The sequence below is a fragment of the Paraburkholderia kururiensis genome, from assembly GCF_034424375.1.
GTDB lineage: Bacteria > Pseudomonadota > Gammaproteobacteria > Burkholderiales > Burkholderiaceae > Paraburkholderia > Paraburkholderia kururiensis_A.
The window spans coordinates 4,755,880-4,776,034 of sequence record NZ_CP139965.1; the positions used below are offsets into that span (position 1 = coordinate 4,755,880).

Below are 20,155 nucleotides of genomic sequence, written 5' to 3' on the forward strand. Positions count from 1 at the left end.
GGCTGGTATGCGGCCGGGGGCTAAAACGTCGAATTTTACCGGATTGGCGGTGGGTTGAGACTTCCAGCGGGGTAGGCCGGGTGGCTGATCGGCTCGCGCGACTCACGAGGGCGAACGCCCTCGCGCCTCATTTACGACGTAGCGCTGCCGCCGCCCGTCACTTTTTGCCCTGTGTCCGCCGCCCAGGCCCGAACGCAAACCCGAACGCGAGCAGCAGCAGGGAAACCGCGAGCACCGTGTTGTTGCCGCTCGTCACGTAGGGCGTGAAGCCCGAGGTGCCTTGCACGTCGACGTCGAGCGTGCCTTCCGTGAAGGTGGGCAGGCGGGCGATCACGCGGCCGCGAGCGTCTATGGCCGCGGTGGCGCCGGTATTGGTTGCGCGCAGCATGGGGCGCCCGGTTTCGAGCGAACGCATGCGGGCGATCTGCAAGTGCTGGTCGAGCGCGATGGTGTTGCCGAACCACGCCAGATTGGTCGAGTTGACGAGCACGCCCGCCGGCGTCGCGCTGTCGCGAATGCTGCGCGCGATCTCTTCGCCGAAGATGTCTTCGTAGCAGATGTCGACGGCCACGGGCTGGTTGTGCACGACGAATGGCTGCTGCACCGGCGTGCCGCGCGCGAAGTCGCCCAGCGGAATGTTCATGAGGTTCACGAACCAGCGGAAGCCCCACGGCACGAACTCGCCGAACGGCACGAGGTGATGCTTGTCGTAGCGGTACAGTTCGCGCGAACCGGGCGTGATGCCGTAGAGGCTGTTCGTGTAGTCGACGATGCGTCCATCAGGCGTGACCGTGCCGCCGATCGCACCGAACAGGATCGCCGTGCCCGTGGAGTCCGCAAACTGGCGTACTGCCGTGGCGAAGCGGTCGGGCACCTGCTGCACGAGCACGGGAATCGCGGTCTCGGGCGTCACGACGAGATCGGCCGGCTTCGCGGTGATCATCTGCTGGTATTCGTCGATGGCCTGCAACACGCCCGCTTCCTCGAACTTCATGTCCTGCTTGACGTTGCCTTGCAGCAGCCGCACGTGCAGCGGTGCGTTGGCGGGCACGGTCCACGTGACGAACGAGAGCGCCATGCCGGCCGCGGCGAGCGCGATCGCGATGCCGCCCGACACGGCCACGCCAGCAGCGGGCTTTGCTGTGTCAAGCGACGCAGGCGCGCCGCTCACGCCATTCGTCTTGCCGCTTGCAGACGAACGGCCCGACTGCGCGGCGCGCGTGACGGCCTGCACGATGAGCGCGGCCACCAGCGCCAGCATCCAGCCCACGCCGTACACGCCGGCTATCGGCGCGAATCCCGCGAGGGGGCCGTCCACCTGCGCGTAGCCGCTCGCGAGCCACGGAAAGCCCGTGAACACCGTGCCGCGCAGCCACTCACCGAGCGCCCAGGCGCTGGCGAAGGCGAACGCGCCGTGCCATGTCGGCGAAAACGGCCGGTCGCCCGCTTTGCCGTTGTTCGCGTGGCCGGCGCAAAACGACCAGATACCGGCCGCGAGCGCGGGATAGAAGCCGAGGTACAGCGAGAACAGCACGAGCGCCGCGCCTGCAAGTGGCGCCGGCATGCCGCCGTAGAAATGCATGCTGACGTAGAGCCACCACACGCCGGTCACGAGGTTGCCGAAGCCGAAGGCCCAGCCGGTGAGGGCGGCGCTCTTCCAGCCCGTGGTGCGCGTGAGCCAGAAATAGAAGAACGCGAAGATCGCGATTTCGAGCCAGCCGCCGTGCGGCGTGGGCGCGAATGAAAGTGTGTTGGCGGCGCCGGCTGCGAGGGCGGCGAGGTAATGCCAGCGCGGCAGCGCGCGACCGCCTGCCGATTCGGCGGCACCGGGCGCGGTGGGCGTCGCGCCGGATCGCAGGCGCGAGGAAATGGGGTCGGCCATGGTCGAATTCAGTGAGTGCCAGGGTGGCTCGTGTGATTGCTCGGGGCGCGGCCGATGGCCGGCGAGCGATTGTGGCATACGGTTGTGACGCGGCGCGGCTGGGCGAGGTTCGCGCAACGTGCGCCGCGAGTCGCGCGGCGGCTATCAGAGGTTTTCGCGAGGCGGGTGGCGGTGGTTCAGGGGCGAAGCGCCTCACCGCGGTCTGAAGTTCATGGAGTCGGCTGGCCCGGCGAAGAGAGGGCCACGGGGATCACGACCTCGGCAAAGCGCCCGCCTTCAGGTGCCCGGCGGCTGCAACGCCGCCTCGCGCTGGCCGGCCATCGCGTCGCGACGCACCAGCAGCATGTGGAGTTGCCGTGCGTCGGCGCGCAGCACCTCGAAGATCAGGTCGTCGATGCGCACCTTCTCGCCGCGATGCGGCACGTGTCCGAAGTGGTGTGTGACGAGCCCGCCGATCGTATCCACTTCCTCGTCGGGGAAATGCGTGCCGAAGGCCTCGTTGAACTGGCCGATTTCGGTCAGCGCGCGCACGCGAAAACGCCCGTCGGGCGATTCGATGATGTTGCCGCTTTCCTCGTCGAAGTCGTACTCGTCTTCGATGTCGCCCACGATCTGCTCGAGCACGTCTTCGATCGTGATGAGGCCGGCCACGCCGCCGTATTCGTCCACGACGATGGCGATGTGGTTGCGGTTCATGCGGAAGTCGCGCAGCAGCACGTTGAGGCGCTTCGACTCGGGAATGAACACCGCGGGGCGCAGCATGCCGCGCACGTCGAACTCTTCTTCGGCGTAGTAGCGCAGCAGGTCTTTCGCGAGCAGCACGCCGATCACGTTGTCGCGATTGCCTTCGTAGACCGGGTAGCGCGAGTGCGCCTTTTCGAGCACGAAGGGGATGAATTCGTCGGGGTTGTCCGCGATGTTGATCGCGTCCATCTGGGCGCGCGGCACCATGATGTCGCGGGCGCACAGTTCGGAGACCTGGAACACGCCTTCGATCATCGAGAGCGAATCCGCGTCGATGAGATTGCGTTCGTGCGCGTCCTGGAGAATCTCGAGAAGCTCGCCGCGGGAATCGGGCTCGGGCGAGATGAAGTCGGTCAGTCGCTCGAGCAGCGAGCGCTTTTCGTGAGGTTTGCCGGTTTGTCGTCGACTGGGATAAGAGTCGTTCATGGTGGTGCGCCCCGCCATGCCGGGCGCGCTGTTGCGGAGGGTTAAGGATACACCACGCGTGTGGCGCGACCGTGTAGCCGGGCGGCCAGCGCCTTGGCCGGACCTTGTGTCTCGCCGCGTGACGCTGAGCCTGTTCACGGCGAGGCTCAGTGCGCGGGCAACGTCGTTCAATGCTATCGCAGAAAACCGCGCGACTGCCTGCGGACAAATTTCGGTGCGGGCCAGATGGGCGTCCGGCCGCGCTGCGGCACGAGGCCGTCGTGGCTGCGGCGGTTGGACCGCAGTTTCAGGGAGCGGAGGCGGCGCCGTCCGCTGCGCAACGCCGCAGCAGCGCTTCCAGCGCGCGGTCCGGCATGCCGATTTCGCGCAACGCGACGACTGTGCGCCGCACGTAGTCGAGCGTCGAGCCATAGCGGCCGCAGGCGCATCCCAGCACGGTGCGCACGGTTTCGTCGGGCAGTTTGCCGGTGTAGCTGGGGACGTCGCGCCGCATCACGAAGGCCAGCGCTTCCACGAAGCGCCCGTCGGCAAGTTTGCACGGCAGCCAGGCCGGACGATACGACCCCATCGGCATTTCACGCCGCCACAGCGCTTCGAGATGCGGCATCACGCCGGCCGCGGCGAGCCGGAAGGCCATGCCCTGGCACGAGCCGCCGCGGTCCAGCGCGAGCACGAGGCCGGGCTGGTCGGGCGTGCCGCGGTTCACCCGCGACCACAGATAAAGCCCGCGATGGTAGCCGTGCACGCGCGAACGCACGCTTTCCACGGTGGGCAGCCCCGGGTTCCAGATCAGCGATCCATAGCCGAACAGCCACAGGTCGCTTTGGCCGTCCCATTGCTGCAAGGTGCAGTCGAGCGAGGCGCGCAGTTCGTCGTCCGTGAGCAGGCGCGAGGCCCCGAGCGACGGCGGATAGTCGGGACACGAAGCTGCCCCAGCGGCAAGCGGTGTTGAGAGATAGCGGGCGCTCACTTAAAGGCGGCGTATTAGTCGGCGCGATACGGGTCGGGAAAACCGAGCGAGTTCATGATATCGGTTTCAATGCCTTCCATCTCTTCGGCCTCGTCGTCGGTCTCGTGGTCGTAGCCTTGGGCGTGGAGCGCGCCGTGCACCAGCAGATGCGCGTAGTGGGCGGCGAGCGGCTTGCCTTGCTCGGCGGCTTCGCGTTCGACCACGGGGCAGCACAGGATGAGGTCGCCCGTGACGGGGTCCGCTTCGCTTTGCGCGTAGGCGAAGGTGAGCACGTTGGTCGCGTAGTCCTTGCCGCGGTAGGTGCGGTTCAGGGTGCGGCCTTCCTCGGCGTCGACGAAGCGCACGGTGAGTTCCGCGTCCGCGAACAGGGCCGCCTTGACCCAGTTCGCGACCGTCGCGCGCGGCAGCATCGCCTTGTGTTGCGGGAACGCCTTCGCGGCCGGAAATTGCAGCGTCAGTTTCAGTTTGGGCTCGCGCGTCATGCTTCTTCTTGTTTCGCGTGCTCGTCGTAGGCCTCGACAATGCGTGCCACGAGCGGATGGCGCACCACGTCCGCGCTCGTGAAGCGCGTAAGCGCGATGCCCCGTACGTTCGCGAGCACCTGCTGCGCTTCCACGAGACCGCTCTTCTGCGCGCGCGGCAGGTCGATCTGCGTCGTGTCGCCCGTCACCACGGCCTTCGACCCGAAGCCGATGCGCGTGAGGAACATCTTCATCTGCTCGGGCGTGGTGTTCTGCGCCTCGTCGAGGATGATGAACGCGTGGTTCAGCGTGCGGCCGCGCATGTAGGCGAGCGGCGCGATTTCGATCATCTGCCGCTCGAACATCTTGGCCGTCTTGTCGAAGCCGAGCAGGTCGTAGAGCGCGTCGTAGAGCGGGCGCAGGTACGGGTCCACCTTTTGTGCGAGGTCGCCGGGCAGAAAGCCGAGCCGCTCGCCGGCCTCGACGGCCGGACGCGTCAGCACGATGCGCTTGACCTGGTCGCGTTCGAGCGCATCCACGGCGCAGGCCACGGCCAGATAGGTCTTGCCCGTGCCGGCCGGACCCACGCCGAAGGTGACGTCGTGCGAAACGATCTGCTTGAGGTATTCGCGCTGGGCCGGCGTGCGGCCGCGCAGGTCGGCGCGGCGCGTGTAGAGCTTCGGCCCCGGTTCTTCGGCCTCGCCGTCGGCGTGTGCGGGTTCGTCGAACGGATGGTCGGGGTCGCCGCGAAAACGTGGGTCGAGTTCCTCGTTGCCGTTCGTGCCCGCGCTTGTGCCCTTGCCCGTGTTGGCAGGATGCCGGGCTTCGACGAGTGCCAGCTGGATGTCGTCCACGGAAAGCGGCTCGCGTGCGCGGTTGTAGAAGTTTTCGAGGGCGGTCATGGCGACTTTCGCGCCGCGCCCGCGAATCGAGATGCGGTGGCCGCGCCTTGACAGCGTCACGTCGAGCGCCTGTTCGATCTGGCGCAGGTTTTCGTCGAGCGGCCCGCAGAGATTGGCGAGCCGGGCGTTATCGTCGCGCGGGGCGGTGAATTCCAGTTGCTGGGCGGTCTTCAAGGTGTCTGGCTACTCCTGCCGGTTAGCGGCCGTGGGGTCGAGCGGCGGGCGCGCATCGTGGTGCGGGACGCGCGCGCCGGGCGCCGCAGGTTCAGTGCGCCGTGGCCGGTGCGCCGCCGTGCGCCTCGTCTTGTGCTTCGTCGTGCGCTTTGTCGTGCATGAGCACGAGTTCGCCACGCAGCGAATGTGGGTACGCGTGGTCGATTTTCACGTCGATCATCTGGCCGATCAGCCGCGCGTGCGACGCGACGGGCGCCGGGAAATTGACCACGCGGTTGTTCTCGGTGCGGCCGGCTAGTTCGGTCGGGTCTTTGCGCGAAGGCCCTTCCACCAGAATGCGCTCCACCTTGCCCACCATCGCCGCGCTGATGCGCGCCACGTTTTCCTCGATGGTGGCCTGCAGGTGCTGCAGCCGTTTCAGCTTGACCTCGCGCGGCGTGTCGTCGTGCAGATTCGCCGCGGGCGTGCCGGGCCGCGGGCTGTAGATGAACGAGAAGCTCGTGTCGTAGCTCATCTCGTCGACGAGCGCCATGGTCTTCTCGAAGTCCGCTTCCGTTTCGCCCGGAAAGCCCACGATGATGTCCGTGGAGAGCGACAGATCGGGGCGGATCGCGCGCAGCCGGCGGATCACCGACTTGTATTCGAGCACTGTGTAGCCGCGCTTCATCGCCATCAGGATGCGGTCGGAGCCGTGCTGTACGGGCAGGTGCAGATGGCTCACGAGCTTGGGCACCTTCGCGTAGGTGTCGATCAGGCGCTGCGTGAATTCCTTCGGATGCGAAGTGGTATAGCGGATGCGTTCGATGCCCGGCACGTCGGCCACGTATTCGATCAGCGTGGCGAAGTCCGCGACTTCGTGTGAGCCGGCGGTCAGCGCTCCCTGGTAGGCGTTCACGTTCTGGCCGAGCAGCGTGACTTCGCGCACGCCCTGGTCGGCAAGGCCGGCTATTTCGGTCAGCACGTCGTCGAGCGGCCGCGACACTTCCTCGCCGCGCGTGTACGGCACGACGCAGTAGCTGCAGTACTTGCTGCAGCCTTCCATGATGGAGACGAACGCGCTCGGGCCTTCGACGCGGGCGGGCGGCAGGTGATCGAACTTCTCGATTTCGGGGAACGTGATGTCCACCTGCGCGCGGCCGCTCGCGCGACGGGCGTCGATCATCTGCGGCAGGCGGTGCAGCGTTTGCGGACCGAACACGAGGTCGACGTAAGGCGCACGCGCGACGATGGCCGCGCCTTCCTGGCTCGCGACGCAGCCGCCCACACCGATCAGCAGGTTGGGGTTCGCTTCCTTGAGTTCGCGCACGCGGCCCAGATCGGAGAAGACTTTTTCCTGCGCCTTTTCGCGCACGGAGCAGGTGTTGAAGAGAATGACGTCCGCGTCTTCGGGGGAGTCGGTCTTGACGAGCCCTTCAGCGGCGCCGAGCACGTCGACCATCTTGTCGGAGTCGTACTCGTTCATCTGGCAGCCAAAGGTCTTTACATAAACTTTCTTGGTCATCGGGTTTCGCCGTTCGCAGTGGTTGACCTGGGGGCGTTGTTTCAAAAAGGTGGAGAGCCTCGCGCCGGGGTTGTTCGAATGAGGATTGCCGGAGTGCGGGCAGGGCCGGAAAAGCCGTGCCGCAGCGGCTCGGGCGCGCGGTGGAATTGCGTATTATAGCCCGCCGCCGTGTCCGCTTTGCGACCTGCGCAGCGCTGCCGGCCGGGCCTGACGGCCGTATTGGCCGCCGTCCCGGCAGGCGGCACCAGCCTGCCGTCTCCCCTTTGCCTTCCGCCTCGCCGCGTCCGATCCCGCCAAAACTCGCGGCTTCGGCGCCGTCTCATTCTTCGGTTCCGTTTGAAAATGTTTTTGATTCCTGGCCGATTATCAAATTGACGCGGCGCAGCGACAATGCGCGCCTTGTCGGGTCGTTGCGCGCACGGCGCGTCGACCTTTTGCATCGGACCAGGAGGTTTCCATGCCCATTCCCTTACTGGCGCTCGCGATCAGCGCGTTCGCCATCGGTACCACCGAGTTCGTCATCATGGGTTTGTTGCCCGACGTGGCGCGCGATCTGGCTGTCTCCATTCCCTCGGCGGGTCTGCTCGTGACCGGCTACGCGCTCGGCGTCGCCGTGGGCGCACCGCTGCTCGCCGTGGTCACGAGCCGCATGCCGCGCAAGCTTGCGTTGCAACTGCTCATGGGCGTGTTCGTCGCGGGCAACGTGCTGTGCGCGGTGGCGTCGGACTATTCGCTGTTGATGGTCGCGCGCGTCGTGGCGTCGTTTGCGCACGGCTCGTTCTTCGGCATCGGGTCTGTGGTGGCCGCCTCGCTCGTCGCGCAGGAAAAGCGCGCGAGCGCCATCGCGTTGATGTTCACCGGTCTCACGCTCGCGAACGTGCTGGGTGTGCCGTTCGGGACGTTCATCGGTCAGGAGTTCGGCTGGCGTATGGCGTTCTGGATCGTGAGCGCGCTCGGCGTGTTCTCGCTCGCCGGCATTACGGCGCTCGTGCCGAACCGCCATGACGCCGGCCCCGCAAGCCTCGGCCACGAGGTACGCGTGCTGCGCGAGCCGCAAGTGTGGTTGGCGCTCGCCATGACCATCCTCGGCTTCGGCGGCGTGTTCGTGGTGTTCACGTACATCGCGCCCATTCTCGAAAACGTCGCGGGCTTCTCACCGCGGGCCGTGACGCTGATCCTCGTGCTGTTCGGCGTGGGTCTCACGCTCGGCAACACGGTGGGCGGCAAGCTCGCGGATCGCGCGTTGATGCCCTCGCTCATGGGCATTCTCGCGGCGCTCGCCGTGGTGATGGCGGTGTTCACGAAGACGAGCCATTCGCAGATCGCGGCCGCCGTCACGGTATTCGTCTGGGGCGTGGCCGCGTTTGCCACGGTGCCGCCGTTGCAGATGCGCGTGGTGGAGAAGGCATCGGCCGCACCGAACCTTGCGTCGACGCTGAACATCGGCGCGTTCAATGTCGGCAACGCGGGCGGCGCGTGGCTGGGCGGGCTCGCCATCTCGCACGGCTTCGGCTACGACGCGTTGCCGTGGGTGGCGGCGGCGGTTTCGCTCGCGGCACTGTTCGTCACGTGGCTCGCGGCGCGTCTGGATTCGTCGCGAGCCGGCACTCCCGGGCAAGCGGTAGGCCGAGCGGCACCGGTGACGGCGCGCGAAGACGCGTGCTTAACGCGAGGCAACGCGGGCGCGCCCGAGCGAGCCTGGCCGCTTATGAAGAACGGTCCGAAGCTTTCCCGAAACCGTCCTCCGCGATAGTGATAACGGTGTGAAGATAACTTCGTTGGCGCGGGCGTGGGCCGGTGCGACGATAGCCTCCGTTCGAGTTTCGGCCGCCGGATTCACGGCAGCACGAAGGAACAGTCGAAGGAAAAGGAGGCGATCATGCATTCCCCGCTTGCGCTTGTCCGCGATGCCGCCGACGAGACGCCCGAGGCCCACGCCGGGCAGTTCGATCTGCTGGAGCATCTCGTCGGCGTGAACCTTGCGCGGCTGCGTGCCGAGCGCCAGCTTTCGCTCGACGCGCTTGCCCGCGCGTCCGGCGTCTCGCGGGCGATGCTCGCGCAGATCGAGTCGGCACGCAGCGTGCCGTCCATCAAGGTGCTGAGCAAGATTGCCGCGGCGCTGAAGGTGTCGGTGGCGGCTTTCCTGCGCCGCCACGCCGTGAACGGTTTCGAGCACCTGCCGGCTGATCGCGCGCGGCGCCTCGTGAGCGCGGACGGCGGCTATGCCGAGCGCGCGCTCTATCCCGAAGGCGAGCCCGTTGCCGCCGAGTTCCACGAGCTGCGCATCGCGCCGCTGCACACCGAGTACGGCACGCGCCGCACGCCGGGCACGCTGGTGAATCTCGTGGTGAGCGTGGGAACGCTGGAACTCAGCGTGCACGACCAGCGCCAGTTGCTCGCGACGGGCGACGCCATCGTGTTCGATGCCGACCAGCCGCACAGCCTGCGCAATCCCGGCGACACGGAGGCGCGCGCGTTTCGCGTCACCGTCAACGCGGAGACCCCGCCGCGCTGGGACGTTCCGCCCGAGGCGGCCCGGCACGACGCATGAGCGTGCGCCGCGCGGCCTCAAGGGTGCTTCCGGTTTCGTGGTTCGCTGCGCCATCCGCGCGGCTGTTGTATGCTTTGCCCGCCGGATTTTCCGGCAATCAGTGCGTCTTCAGGGCGGGGTGAAATTCCCCACCGGCGGTAGGTCAGCCTGCCTTCACGGCAAAGCCGGCGAGCCCGCGAGCGCCCGCTAGTCAGTACGAACGCCTGCGGCCTGTGTGCCGCGGCATGGCGGGGTCAGCAGATCTGGTGCGATGCCAGAGCCGACGGTCATAGTCCGGATGGAAGAAGATGTGCAGATGGTCACTCTGCCCGCCGTGGCCGGCGCGCGTCTACGCGCGTGCGGCGTGGCGCCACGTGTCGTTGCGGGGCGCTCCGGCCGGCCGCTTGCGGCTGCCCTGTGCGGGTGCGTTGTCTGTTTGCAATGCCCTGAAACGTTTTTCGCCCAACTTTTTGCGAGGAGCGTTTCACATGTCCCATTCTCCGTTGTCCTTCGGGGACTCCACCCGCCTTCAAGGCCAGACCAATACGGCGCGTCCGCTCGACGCCTCGGCCGATCTTCCGTGGCTGGCCACCGAACCCGTTCCGCCGCGTATTGCCGCCGCGCTGCAGGCCATGCGAGATGGTCGTCCCGTCGTGCTCCAGGACGACGACGACCGCGAGAACGAAGCGGATCTCGTCGTGGCCGCCGAGCGGCTCAGCGTCGAAACCATGGCGCTCCTGATCCGCGAATGCAGCGGCATCGTGTGCCTGTGCCTGCCGGACGAGAAAGTGCGCGCGCTCGAATTGCCGCCCATGGTCGCGCACAACGAGAGCCGCCACGGCACGGCGTTCACCGTTTCCATCGAGGCGCGCGAAGGCGTCACCACGGGTGTTTCGGCGGCGGACCGGCTCACCACGATTCGCACCGCGATTGCGGACCACGCGAAGCCAGCCGACATCGCGCGCCCCGGCCACGTATTTCCGCTGCGTGCGGCGCCGGGCGGCGTGCTGGCGCGACGCGGCCATACCGAAGGCACCGTCGACCTCGCCGTGTTGGCGGGCCTCAAGCCGGCGGGCGTGCTGTGCGAATTGATGAACGCGGACGGCACGATGGCGCGTGGCGCCGAGGTGGAACGCTTTGCCGCGCAGCATCGTCTGCCGATGCTGACGATTGCCGAACTCGTCGAGTTTCGGGAGGCGCTTGCGGCCGCGCGCGAGTGCTGTACGGACGAGGCGTAACGCGCGATAGCGCGCGCAGGTTTGCGGCGAGGCGTCCCGCCTCGCAGTCGCTCAGGACTGCACGTCCCCGAACTCGCCGCGCACGCCGCTTTCGATCAGCGCGGGCAGCGCGTCCATGTGTTCGATGATCCGCGTGAGGCCCATTTCGCGCAGCACGTCTGCGTAGCCGTGCGGAATGTGGCTCGCGCCCACGAACGCGATGGTCTTCATACCGGCGGCGCGCGCGGCGTTGAGCCCCGCGATGCTGTCTTCCACCACGACGCAGCGCGCCGGCTCCACGCCGAGCTGTTGCGCGGCGTATAGGTAGACATCGGGGAAGGGCTTGGGCCGCGGCACCTGCTCGGCGCTAAACACGCGCGGCCCGAAGATATTGGCGAGCCCCGCGCGCCGCACCGACGCGCTCACGCGCGAAAGCCGGCTGTTCGACACCACGGCGGCAGGCAGCGGCACGCGCAGCAAGGCATCGCGCACGCCGTTGATGGGGCTCAGCGATTCGGCCAGCGCGCGCTCCACGTTATGTTCGATCGTCTCGAGAAAGTCGGGCGGCAACTGAAGGTTGAACTCGCTCGCGACGTTCGACAGAAAACGCGAGGTCTGCTGGCCGAACGCCGTTTTCACGACAGGGCCGAAGTCGATGCCCGGGAAGGTGGCGGTGAGGGTTTCGGCGAGCACGCGGTCGGCAATGACTTCGCTGTCGACGAGCACGCCGTCGCAGTCGCAGATGAGATGGTCGATCATGCAGGAAACCGGATGAAGCGCGTCCGGCGGCGGCGCGCGCGGGAATGGGGAAGGCGCCATGATACGTCCTTCGTGCCGCGCATCGTGATGTCTTCAAGCGCGGCCCGCATGCGCTTGGGGAAATGCTCAGTCATCCTGAAGTATCGGGAGACGGGCGGCTGCCTTGCTGCGCACGCCGCCCGTCATGCTCAGCGACGCGGGGCCGTCAATGCGCGTGCATGTAGATCCACGCGGCCATCGACCCGCCCGCGAGCGGGCCCAGCACTGGAATCCACGCGTAGTGCCAGTCGCTGTCGCGCTTGCCGGGAATAGGCAGCAGTGCGTGCACGAGCCGCGGCGACAGGTCGCGCGCCGGACTCATCGCGTAGCCCGTCGGTCCGCCCAGCGAGATACCGATGCCGAGCACGAGCAGACCCACGGGCAGCGCGTCGAGCGCACCGAGCCCCACCTGCGGCGAGGCCAGATACAGCACGCCGAGAATCAGTACGAAGGTGCAGATCATTTCGGTGAGGAAGTTGTGCGGCACGCTGCGAATGGCGGGCGCCGTGCAGAACACGCCGAGCTTCACGTCGGGATCGGCTTCTTTCGCGAAGTGTTGCCGGTAGGCGAGCCAGACGAGCAGCGCGCCTGCCATGCCGCCCAGCATCTGCGCGGCCACGTAGCCGGGCACCTTGCTCCATGGGAACTTGCCAGCGAGCGCCAGCGCTACGGTCACGACGGGATTCAGATGCGCGCCGCTGAACGACGCGGTGATGTACACCGCCACGAACACCGCCATCGCCCAACCCATCACGATGACGATGAGGTCGGCGCCCTTGCCCTTGGTGCGCGCGAGCAGCACGTTGGCGACGGCGCCGTCGCCCAGCAGCACGAGCATGGCCGTGCCCACGAACTCCGCAATATAGGGTGACATTCTTGTTCTCCTGATCCATTGGGGATACGGTCCGCCATGGCGACGGACCGCTGGTTCACCAGGCCGCAGCCGGCCGGTCCTGCCCGCAGGGCAACCGGGGCGCAGCGGGGACTGCTTCAGGCGAGGGGGATCAGGGCGCGTCGGCCCAGGCCTTCGCGGCGCGCACGGCGCGCTGCCAGCCGTCGAGGCACTGCTTGACGTCGCGCGGCTCCATGGCGGGCGAGAAGCGGCGGTCGAGCTGCCATTGCTGCTGCAATTCGCCTACGTCCTTCCAGTAGCCCACGGCGAGACCCGCCAGATACGCGGCGCCCAGCGCCGTGGTTTCGCTGACCTGCGGACGAACCGCATCCACGCCGAGCATGTCGGCCTGGAACTGCATGAGCAGGTTGTTCGCGCAGGCGCCGCCGTCCACGCGCAACTCGCCGATGCGGATGCCCGAGTCGGCCTCCATGGCTTTCAGCACGTCGACGGACTGATACGCGATGGAGTCGAGCGCCGCACGCGCGATATGTGCCGACGTGGTGCCGCGCGTGATGCCGAAAAGCGTGCCGCGCGCGCGGGCATTCCAGTGCGGCGCGCCCAGCCCGGCGAATGCGGGCACGAGGTAGACGCCGTCGCAATGCGGCACGCTGCGCGCGAGGCTTTCGATTTCCGAGGCGCTCTTGATGATGCCGAGCCCGTCGCGCAGCCATTGCACCACGGCGCCCGCGATGAAGATGCTGCCTTCCAGCGCGTAGTTGATCTGGTCGCCGATCTGCCAGGCAATGGTCGTGACGAGATTGTTCTTCGACTCGATCGGCTTGCTGCCCGTGTTCATCACGAGAAAGCAACCGGTGCCGTAAGTGTTCTTCACCATGCCGGACTCGGTGCACATCTGCCCGAAGAGCGCGGCGTGCTGGTCGCCGGCAATGCCGCCAATCGGAATCTTCGAGGCGAACACGGTGGTCACGGTCGGACCGTACACCTCGGACGACGGACGCACCTCGGGCAACATGCTGCGCGGAATGTCGAGCGCTTCGAGCAGTTCGTCGTCCCACTTCAACGTATGGATGTTGAAGAGCATGGTGCGCGACGCGTTGGTGACGTCGGTGATGTGCAGGCTGTGCTTCGTGAAGTTCCACACGAGCCAGCTGTCCACGGTGCCGAAGGCGAGGCGGCCTTGCCTGGCCTTTTCGCGCGCGCCTTCCACGTTGTCGAGAATCCAGCGGATTTTCGTGGCGGAGAAGTAGGCGTCGATAGGCAAGCCGGTTTTCGCGCGCACTTTCTCTTCGAGCCCTTGCGCCTTCAGCTGGTCGCAGAAGTCGGCGGTGCGGCGGTCCTGCCAGACGATGGCGTTGTAGACGGGATGGCCTGTTTCGCGATCCCACACGATGGTGGTCTCACGCTGATTCGTGATGCCGATACCGGCAATCGACGTGCCGTTCAGCCCGGCACGCGTCACCGCTTCGGCCGCGACGCCGGCTTGAGTCGACCAGATCTCCTGAGGATCGTGCTCTACCCAGCCGGGCTTCGGGTAGATCTGCTGGAATTCCTTTTGCGCCGTGGAAACGATGTTTCCCTGACGGTCGAACAGAATGGCGCGCGAGCTGGTGGTGCCCTGGTCGAGTGCGAGGATGTACTGGTCCGTCATGTGTCTCTTCTCCATGCGTTTTCGTGAATCGCGAGCGGGGACTCGCGACGGGGAAAAGCCTGTTGTTCTGCGTACCGTTCGACTGCGGTCCGATTACTGAGCTACTGATCCATTGTGCCGATCGACGGCATGCGCGCCGGCTTCATGCCGCGCGTGCTGCGGGCTCCTGTGCGAACCACGCGTCGATGTCGGCCGTCACTGCGGCGAGCGTGCCCGGCTCAACGTGCAGGCCCAGCTTCGAGCGGCGCCACAGCACGTCCTGCGCGCTACGCGCCCATTCGACGTCGCGCAGATAGCGCAGTTCGGCTTCGTAGAGCCCCGGCGCGAAGGCGCGGCCCAACTCGGAGAGCGAGCGCGCGTGGCCGATCACGTTCGTCGCACGCGTTCCATAGGCGCGTGCGTAGCGCCGCGCGAGATCGGCGGGCAGCCATGCGTGCTCGCGCTGAAAGCGTGCGAGAAAACCTTCGAAGTCCGCGCGTTCGATGTTGCCGCCCGGCAGTGGCGCACCGGCGGTCCAGGCCGGTGCCTTCTGACCCAACGCGCCCGCGAGTGTATCGACGGCCTCTTCGGCCAGCTTGCGAAACGTCGTGATCTTGCCGCCGAACACCGAGAGCAGCGGCGCGGTGCCTTCGGGCGCGTCGAGTTCGAGCTTGTAGTCGCGCGTCACGGCCGACGGGTTGTCGGCGTTCTCATCTTCGAGCAGCGGACGCACGCCCGAATAGGTCCAGCAGACATCGGCCGGCGCAATGTGGCGCTTGAAGTAGCGGTTGATCGAATCGCAGAGGTACTGCACTTCGCCCGCGTCGATGGCCACGTGTGCCGGGTCGTCGCGATATTCGATGTCCGTCGTGCCGATCAGCGTGTACTCGCGCTCGTACGGAATGGCGAAGATGATCCGCTTGTCCGGGTTCTGGAAGATGTAGGCGTGGTCGTGATCGAAGAGGCGCCGCGTGACGATGTGGCTGCCTTTCACGAGCCGCACGCTGTGCTGCGCGCCGCGGCCCAGCGCGCCGTGCAGGAGTTCGGCCACCCATGGACCAGCCGCGTTGGCGATGGCGCCGGCACGCACGTCGAACGACGTTCCGTCGGCGCGCTGCAGTTTCGCGTGCCACTCGTTGCCCGCGCGCACCGCGCTCACGAGCTTGGTGCGCGTCATGACGCGTGCGCCGTGCTCGCTCGCGTCGAGCGCGTTGAGCACGACGAGGCGGGCGTCGTCCACCCAGCCGTCCGAATAGACGAAGCCGCGCCGGATGGAATCGACGAGCGGCGCGCCCGCGGCGTGCCGGCGCATGTCGATGCCGCGCGAGCCGGGCAGCAGCTCGCGCTTCGCGAGGTGGTCGTAGAGGAAGAGACCGGCGCGGATCAACCACGCGGGCCGCAGATCCGGCATGTGCGGCATGACGAAGCGCAGCGGCCACATGATGTGCGGCGCCGCGCGCAGCAGCGTTTCGCGCTCCTGCAGCGCCTTGCGCACCAGTCCGAACTCGCGGTACTCCAGATAGCGCAGGCCGCCGTGAATCAGCTTGGTACTGGCCGAGGACGTGTGCGCGGCGAGGTCGTCCTGTTCGCACAGCAGCACCGAAAAGCCGCGACCTGCGGCGTCGCGCGCGATGCCCGCGCCGTTGATGCCGCCGCCTACGACGAGCAGATCGAACCTTGATCCTTGCGTCACCTGCTGTGTCTCCGCGTGATGGACCGGCGCTGCGATCGAATGACCGCCGAGGGGCCGGCCGGATGCTTGTTGGATAGGGATGGAACGAAAGGCTATCGAACCTATAATGTTCGTTTTCGAACTCTAATGAACAAAATCGAAAATGTAAAGTTAGGGTCTGATGAATCGTGCCGCGCCGGTGGCACGTGCGGGCGCGAGCGGCGATACTCGGTGCCGTGGCTGCGGCTCGCCGTGTGCGGGGCCGTGAACGACGAGGCAAAGGAGGATTGAGGTGAAGACGATCAGGGCAATGGCGGGAATGGTGGGCGTTGCGACGCTGCTGAGTGGCTGCATCAGCCCGTCGGCGGGCGTGGCGGGAGGGTGGGGTGCGCCGTCGCTCGCTTCGCTCCAGGAGATGTGCGGCACCCAGGCGATCGACTACGGCAACGACGCGCAGCCGGTCTACTCCACGCTGCTCGACGCCTATGTGGCGAGCCGGCACCGCCGTATCTCGAAGGACGAATACTGCGCGTTCCAGACGCTGATCGCCCAGCGCTACGCGGCGCTGGCTACGAGCAGCGATCCGAAGCTGCGTAACCAGTGGGTGACGTTCTTCAACGACCAGCGGGCCAACGCGGTCAGTTGGCGTGCGGCGGTGGACCCGACGCTGCGGGCGGGCTGAGCGCAGCGGCCGTAAAGGCTTGCGGCGGTATCGAGAGCTGGGGCGCGGAGCGTCGCCCGCAGACAAAAAAAGTCACGCGACCACGAAGCGCGCGGGGCGCGTGACTGTCATTGCAGGCACACGTGCGCACTGACTGTCGTGCGCCTGCGTCGGGGAGGGACGTGCAGCCAAGCCGGCGGCTGGCTGGTCGCAACTGCACGGATTCGAAAAGGTGCTGGCGGTTCGCGGTCACCCGTCGGCCGCGCTCATGGCCGCCGGCAAAGCGGCACGCGCAAAGCCTACGGAATCCACCCCAGCCGGCAGATCAGGAAAGACGCTTGATTGCGCGCAGCGCGGTATCGCCCGTTTCCGTGAGACGCCACCGCTGGTTGCCGGAAGCGAGCCGTTCGAGCTGAACGAGTTGTCGCTCGAGCAGCGCGTCCAGTTCCTCGCGCTCCATGTCGAGCTGGTTCGGAGCGTCCTTCACGAGCAGTAGCGTGGCGAATTCATGCGGGCTCAGCATCGTCGTCCTCTCCAGTGGGCCGGACCCGACGGGCTCGCCGCGGCATCGGCCGGGGGCGAGACGAACGGATACGGCGGAAGGCTTCGGCAGTGCCGCTGCCCGGCGTGAGAGCCGGGCTCGAGGGCCAATGCGCAGCGCGCGTGGCCGCATGGCGGCGGGGAACTGGAGTGTAGTCAACCGCACACTGATGTACAAACCGCGCCCCGAAAATTTTCCCTTTGACAAGCGGGCCATCGACAAGCGGTTTGGCCGTGCGGGCAAATCCTTGATTTCACTCGAAGTATCGCGTGCGGTGCAGCAAACGCTCAGGTGAGTGAGCGGGCTCCGCGGCGCCTCACGTCGGCATCGGCGCGTTTCGCGGCGATGCCGTGCTCACTTCGCCACGTATACCTGGGTGCCGGTCTGCGTGAGCGTCTCGGTCATGTCGGCGGGCGGGGCCTCGTCGGTGAAAAGGGCGTGGACCTGGCTCAGGTGGCCCTGGCGCACGAGCGCCGGGCGGCCGAACTTCGAATGGTCGGTCACGAGGAAGACCGTGCGCGCATGCGACATGATGGCTTCGGCCACGCGCACCTCGCGCGTGTCGAAGTCGCGCAGCGTGCCGTCGGTCTCGATTCCCGAGGTGCCGATGATCGCGAAATCCACCTTGAACTGGCGGATGAAGTCGATGGCGAGCTCGCCCACAATCCCCTTGTCCCACGGACGGACAATGCCGCCCGTGATGAGCACCTCGCAGTCTGGGTAGCCGCTCATCATGCTGGCCACGTTGAGGTTGTTGGTAATGACGCGCAGGCCGCGATGGCGGTTCAGCGCGCGCGCCACTTCCTCGGTCGTGGTGCCCAGGTTGATGAAGAGCGACGCCTGGTCGGGAATGTGCGTGGCGGCGAGCGCAGCGATGCGGCGCTTTTCCTCGTGGAACATGCGCTGGCGCGCGGTGTAGGAGACGTTTTCCGAACTCGTGGGCAGGGTGGCCCCGCCGTGGTAGCGCCGCAGGAGGTTGAGGTCGGCGAGCCAGTTGACGTCGCGCCGGATGGTTTGCGGCGTGACGTCGAAATGCGCCGCGAGGTCGTCCACAGTGACGAAGCCGTCGCGCTGCACCCACTCGAGCAGTTCCTGTTGGCGTGCGTTCAGGGTGAGGCGGGGGTCTCGTGTCATGGTGTCTGTGCCGGTGGCGCGTACGGGCGCATCTCTTGTTGTGCGGGTCGGCGTATTTTAAGACTTCCCCGCGCTGCGCCGGATTCAGATGCGCCCCGCATTTATTCATGCCATAAATGAATTTGCGCTTTGAACGGCTTCGCGCTGCAATGCCCGGTTTCGCTGCTTCGCCTTCCGTCACCCTGGCCACACTGGAAAACGACATGACTCGCTTTAACTGGCACAACCCTTACCCCACGCCCCGCCTGCCTGTGTTTGCCCGCAACATCGTGTCCACTTCGCACCCGCTCGCCGCGCAGGCCGGCCTGCGCATGCTGTGGAAGGGCGGCAATGCGGTGGACGCGGCCATTGCCGCCGCTGCCGCCATCACCGTTGTCGAGCCCGTTTCGTGCGGCCTGGGCGGCGACGCCTTTGCCCTCGTCTGGGACGGAGGCAAGCTGCATGGCCTCAACGCATCGGGCGTGGCGCCGGCCGCGTGGGACGTCGATTACTTCCGGCGCCGCTATGGCGAGGAGAACGGCCTCGCGATGCAGCCCAAGCGCGGCTGGGACGCCGTGACGGTGCCCGGCGTGATCGCCGGCTGGGAGGCGCTGCACGCGAAGTTCGGGTCCCTGCCGTTCGCCGACCTGATGGAGCCCGCCATCGAAATTGCCGAGCGCGGTCATGCGGTGGCGAGCATCGTGGCCCACAAATGGGTGGCCGCGGTGCCCGACCTCAAGGATCAGCCCGGTTTTGCCGCGACCTTCATGCCGCGCGGCCGCGCGCCCGAGGTGAGTGAACTCGTGCGCTTTCCCGGCCACGCCAGGACGCTGCGCATGCTGGCGGAGCAAGGCCCGCGCGCCTACTACGAGGGCGAAATCGCCGAGCGGATCGCCGCGTTCGCGCGTGAGGGCGGCGGCGCGCTGACGCTGGACGACCTGCGCAACTACCGCGCCGACTGGGTCGAACCCATCTCCAAAGACTATCGCGGCTACACGGTGCACGAAATTCCGCCGAACGGCCAGGGCATCGCGGCGCTGATCGCGCTCGGCATCCTCGCCCAGTTCGACGTGAACGCGATGCAGCTGGACAGCGTCGAGTCGCAGCATCTGCAGATCGAGGCCATGAAGCTTGCGTTCGCCGACGTGTACCGCTACGTGGCGGACCCGCGCTCCATGGAGGTCACGCCGCAACAGATGCTCGACGACGCGTATCTTGCTGAACGCGCGAAGCTGATTGACCCGAAGCGCGCGACGCACTTCGACTTCGGCATGCCGAAAGCCGGCGGCACGATCTACCTCAGCGCCGCCGACGAGCGCGGCATGATGGTGAGCTTCATCCAGTCGAACTACATGGGCTTCGGGTCGGGCATAGTGGTGCCGGACATGGGCATCTCGATGCAGAACCGCGGCTGCGGATTCTCGATGGACCCGAAGTCGCCGAACGTGGTGGAAGGCGGCAAGCGGCCGTTCCACACCATCATTCCGGCATTCCTCACGCAGCGCGTGGACGGTCGCGAGGAGGCGGTGATGAGCTTCGGCGTGATGGGCGGCGACATGCAGCCGCAAGGGCACCTGCAATCCATCGTGCGGATGCTCGACTACGGCCAGCAACCGCAGGCCGCCTGCGACGCGCCGCGCTGGAAGGTGAACCGCGATTTCACGCTCGACGTCGAAGCCACGCTCGATCCGGCCTGCGCCCGCGCGCTCGAAGCGCGCGGCCATACGATCAAGTCCGTCGACGACCCGTACATGGACTTCGGTTCCGGCCAGTACATCTGGCGTCTCGACCGCAACGAGCCGGAACGTGGCTACGTCGCCGCAAGCGACAGCCGCCGCGACGGTCTCGCCGCCGGGTTCTGAATTCGAGAGCGAGCCGCTGCCGGGGCCCGGGGTTCGGCCGCTCTCCACAGAGAAACCTTCTCCATTACAACGGAATATTTCAAACAGCTTCTTGCCGGAACTGCCGTGCGTAGGTACGGTCTGTGCTCTTTAACTGCAGATTCGCGAAACAACAGCTAAGATGCAGCATGAAAGGGTATGACGTTTCAATGACGTTTCACCGGCGGGAGCGGACCACC

16 protein-coding genes, 1 pseudogene and 1 riboswitch are annotated in these 20,155 nt (G+C 66.8%); of the genes and pseudogenes, 5 read left to right on the forward strand and 12 right to left on the reverse strand.

Going from position 1 to position 20,155, the window contains the following annotated elements; translation table 11 throughout:
* Positions 1 to 157: 157 nt before the first annotated feature.
* The 6 genes from lnt to miaB form a co-directional block, all read right to left on the reverse strand.
* The gene (gene lnt, locus U0042_RS21390; protein ID WP_114809244.1) at positions 158 to 1,882 is read right to left on the reverse strand and encodes an apolipoprotein N-acyltransferase; all 1,725 of its coding nucleotides are present in this window, start codon (positions 1,880 to 1,882) and stop codon (positions 158 to 160) included.
* 276 nt (positions 1,883 to 2,158) lie between these two features.
* Positions 2,159 to 3,052: an HlyC/CorC family transporter gene (locus U0042_RS21395; protein WP_114809511.1), complete on the reverse strand. Its 894-nt coding sequence runs from the start codon at positions 3,050 to 3,052 to the stop codon at positions 2,159 to 2,161.
* A gap of 286 nt (positions 3,053 to 3,338) precedes the next feature.
* Positions 3,339 to 4,022, reverse strand: coding sequence for a gamma-glutamylcyclotransferase (locus U0042_RS21400; protein ID WP_114809243.1), 684 nt, complete (start codon positions 4,020 to 4,022; stop codon positions 3,339 to 3,341).
* 14 nt (positions 4,023 to 4,036) lie between these two features.
* Positions 4,037 to 4,504 carry an rRNA maturation RNase YbeY gene (gene ybeY, locus U0042_RS21405; protein WP_114809242.1) on the reverse strand — a complete coding sequence of 156 codons (468 nt, stop codon included), beginning with the start codon at positions 4,502 to 4,504 and terminating at the stop codon, positions 4,037 to 4,039.
* Positions 4,501 to 5,559, reverse strand: a complete 1,059-nt coding sequence (locus tag U0042_RS21410; RefSeq protein WP_114809241.1) for a PhoH family protein — start codon at positions 5,557 to 5,559, stop codon at positions 4,501 to 4,503. The genes ybeY and U0042_RS21410 overlap by 4 nt, the downstream gene beginning before the upstream one ends.
* 91 nt (positions 5,560 to 5,650) lie before the next feature.
* Positions 5,651 to 7,060 carry a tRNA (N6-isopentenyl adenosine(37)-C2)-methylthiotransferase MiaB gene (miaB, locus tag U0042_RS21415; protein WP_114809240.1) on the reverse strand — a complete coding sequence of 470 codons (1,410 nt, stop codon included), beginning with the start codon at positions 7,058 to 7,060 and terminating at the stop codon, positions 5,651 to 5,653.
* A 457-nt stretch (positions 7,061 to 7,517) separates the two neighbouring features.
* Here miaB and U0042_RS21420 point away from each other — a divergent pair.
* The 3 genes and pseudogenes from U0042_RS21420 to ribB all read left to right on the forward strand — a co-directional run.
* Positions 7,518 to 8,654 (forward strand): annotated as a pseudogene (locus U0042_RS21420) (MFS transporter); the annotation flags it as partial.
* A gap of 285 nt (positions 8,655 to 8,939) precedes the next feature.
* The gene (locus U0042_RS21425) at positions 8,940 to 9,611 is read left to right on the forward strand and encodes a helix-turn-helix domain-containing protein (protein ID WP_114809510.1); all 672 of its coding nucleotides are present in this window, start codon (positions 8,940 to 8,942) and stop codon (positions 9,609 to 9,611) included.
* 100 nt (positions 9,612 to 9,711) lie between these two features.
* Positions 9,712 to 9,904: riboswitch (FMN riboswitch) on the forward strand.
* 174 nt (positions 9,905 to 10,078) lie between these two features.
* The gene (gene ribB / locus U0042_RS21430; protein WP_232833225.1) at positions 10,079 to 10,828 is read left to right on the forward strand and encodes a 3,4-dihydroxy-2-butanone-4-phosphate synthase; all 750 of its coding nucleotides are present in this window, start codon (positions 10,079 to 10,081) and stop codon (positions 10,826 to 10,828) included.
* 51 nt (positions 10,829 to 10,879) lie between these two features.
* Here ribB and U0042_RS21435 read toward each other — a convergent pair whose 3' ends face one another.
* From U0042_RS21435 to glpD, 4 genes are all read right to left on the reverse strand, one after another.
* Entirely contained in the window at positions 10,880 to 11,566 is a 687-nt protein-coding gene (locus tag U0042_RS21435) for an HAD family hydrolase (RefSeq protein WP_114809509.1), read from the reverse strand.
* Between the two features lie 205 nt (positions 11,567 to 11,771).
* Entirely contained in the window at positions 11,772 to 12,479 is a 708-nt protein-coding gene (locus tag U0042_RS21440; protein WP_114809238.1) for an MIP/aquaporin family protein, read from the reverse strand.
* Positions 12,480 to 12,609: 130 nt separating this feature from the next.
* Entirely contained in the window at positions 12,610 to 14,109 is a 1,500-nt protein-coding gene (glpK, locus tag U0042_RS21445) for a glycerol kinase GlpK (RefSeq protein ID WP_114809237.1), read from the reverse strand.
* Between the two features lie 142 nt (positions 14,110 to 14,251).
* On the reverse strand, positions 14,252 to 15,781 hold the full coding sequence (gene glpD, locus U0042_RS21450) for a glycerol-3-phosphate dehydrogenase (RefSeq protein ID WP_114809236.1): 1,530 nt from the start codon (positions 15,779 to 15,781) through the stop codon (positions 14,252 to 14,254).
* 298 nt (positions 15,782 to 16,079) lie between these two features.
* Here glpD and U0042_RS21455 point away from each other — a divergent pair, with 298 nt between their 5' ends.
* Positions 16,080 to 16,442 (forward strand): hypothetical protein, encoded by a 363-nt coding sequence (locus tag U0042_RS21455; protein WP_114809235.1) that lies wholly within the window; start codon positions 16,080 to 16,082, stop codon positions 16,440 to 16,442.
* A 304-nt stretch (positions 16,443 to 16,746) separates the two neighbouring features.
* Here U0042_RS21455 and U0042_RS21460 read toward each other — a convergent pair whose 3' ends face one another.
* Together U0042_RS21460 and U0042_RS21465 are read right to left on the reverse strand one after the other, a co-directional pair.
* Positions 16,747 to 16,944, reverse strand: a complete 198-nt coding sequence (locus tag U0042_RS21460) for a hypothetical protein (protein ID WP_114809234.1) — start codon at positions 16,942 to 16,944, stop codon at positions 16,747 to 16,749.
* 372 nt (positions 16,945 to 17,316) lie between these two features.
* Positions 17,317 to 18,096 (reverse strand): DeoR/GlpR family DNA-binding transcription regulator, encoded by a 780-nt coding sequence (locus U0042_RS21465; protein ID WP_017772739.1) that lies wholly within the window; start codon positions 18,094 to 18,096, stop codon positions 17,317 to 17,319.
* Positions 18,097 to 18,299: 203 nt separating this feature from the next.
* Between U0042_RS21465 and U0042_RS21470 the strand changes: the two genes are divergently transcribed.
* Positions 18,300 to 19,937: a gamma-glutamyltransferase family protein gene (locus tag U0042_RS21470; protein ID WP_114809508.1), complete on the forward strand. Its 1,638-nt coding sequence runs from the start codon at positions 18,300 to 18,302 to the stop codon at positions 19,935 to 19,937.
* The last annotated feature ends 218 nt before the right edge of the window (positions 19,938 to 20,155 follow it).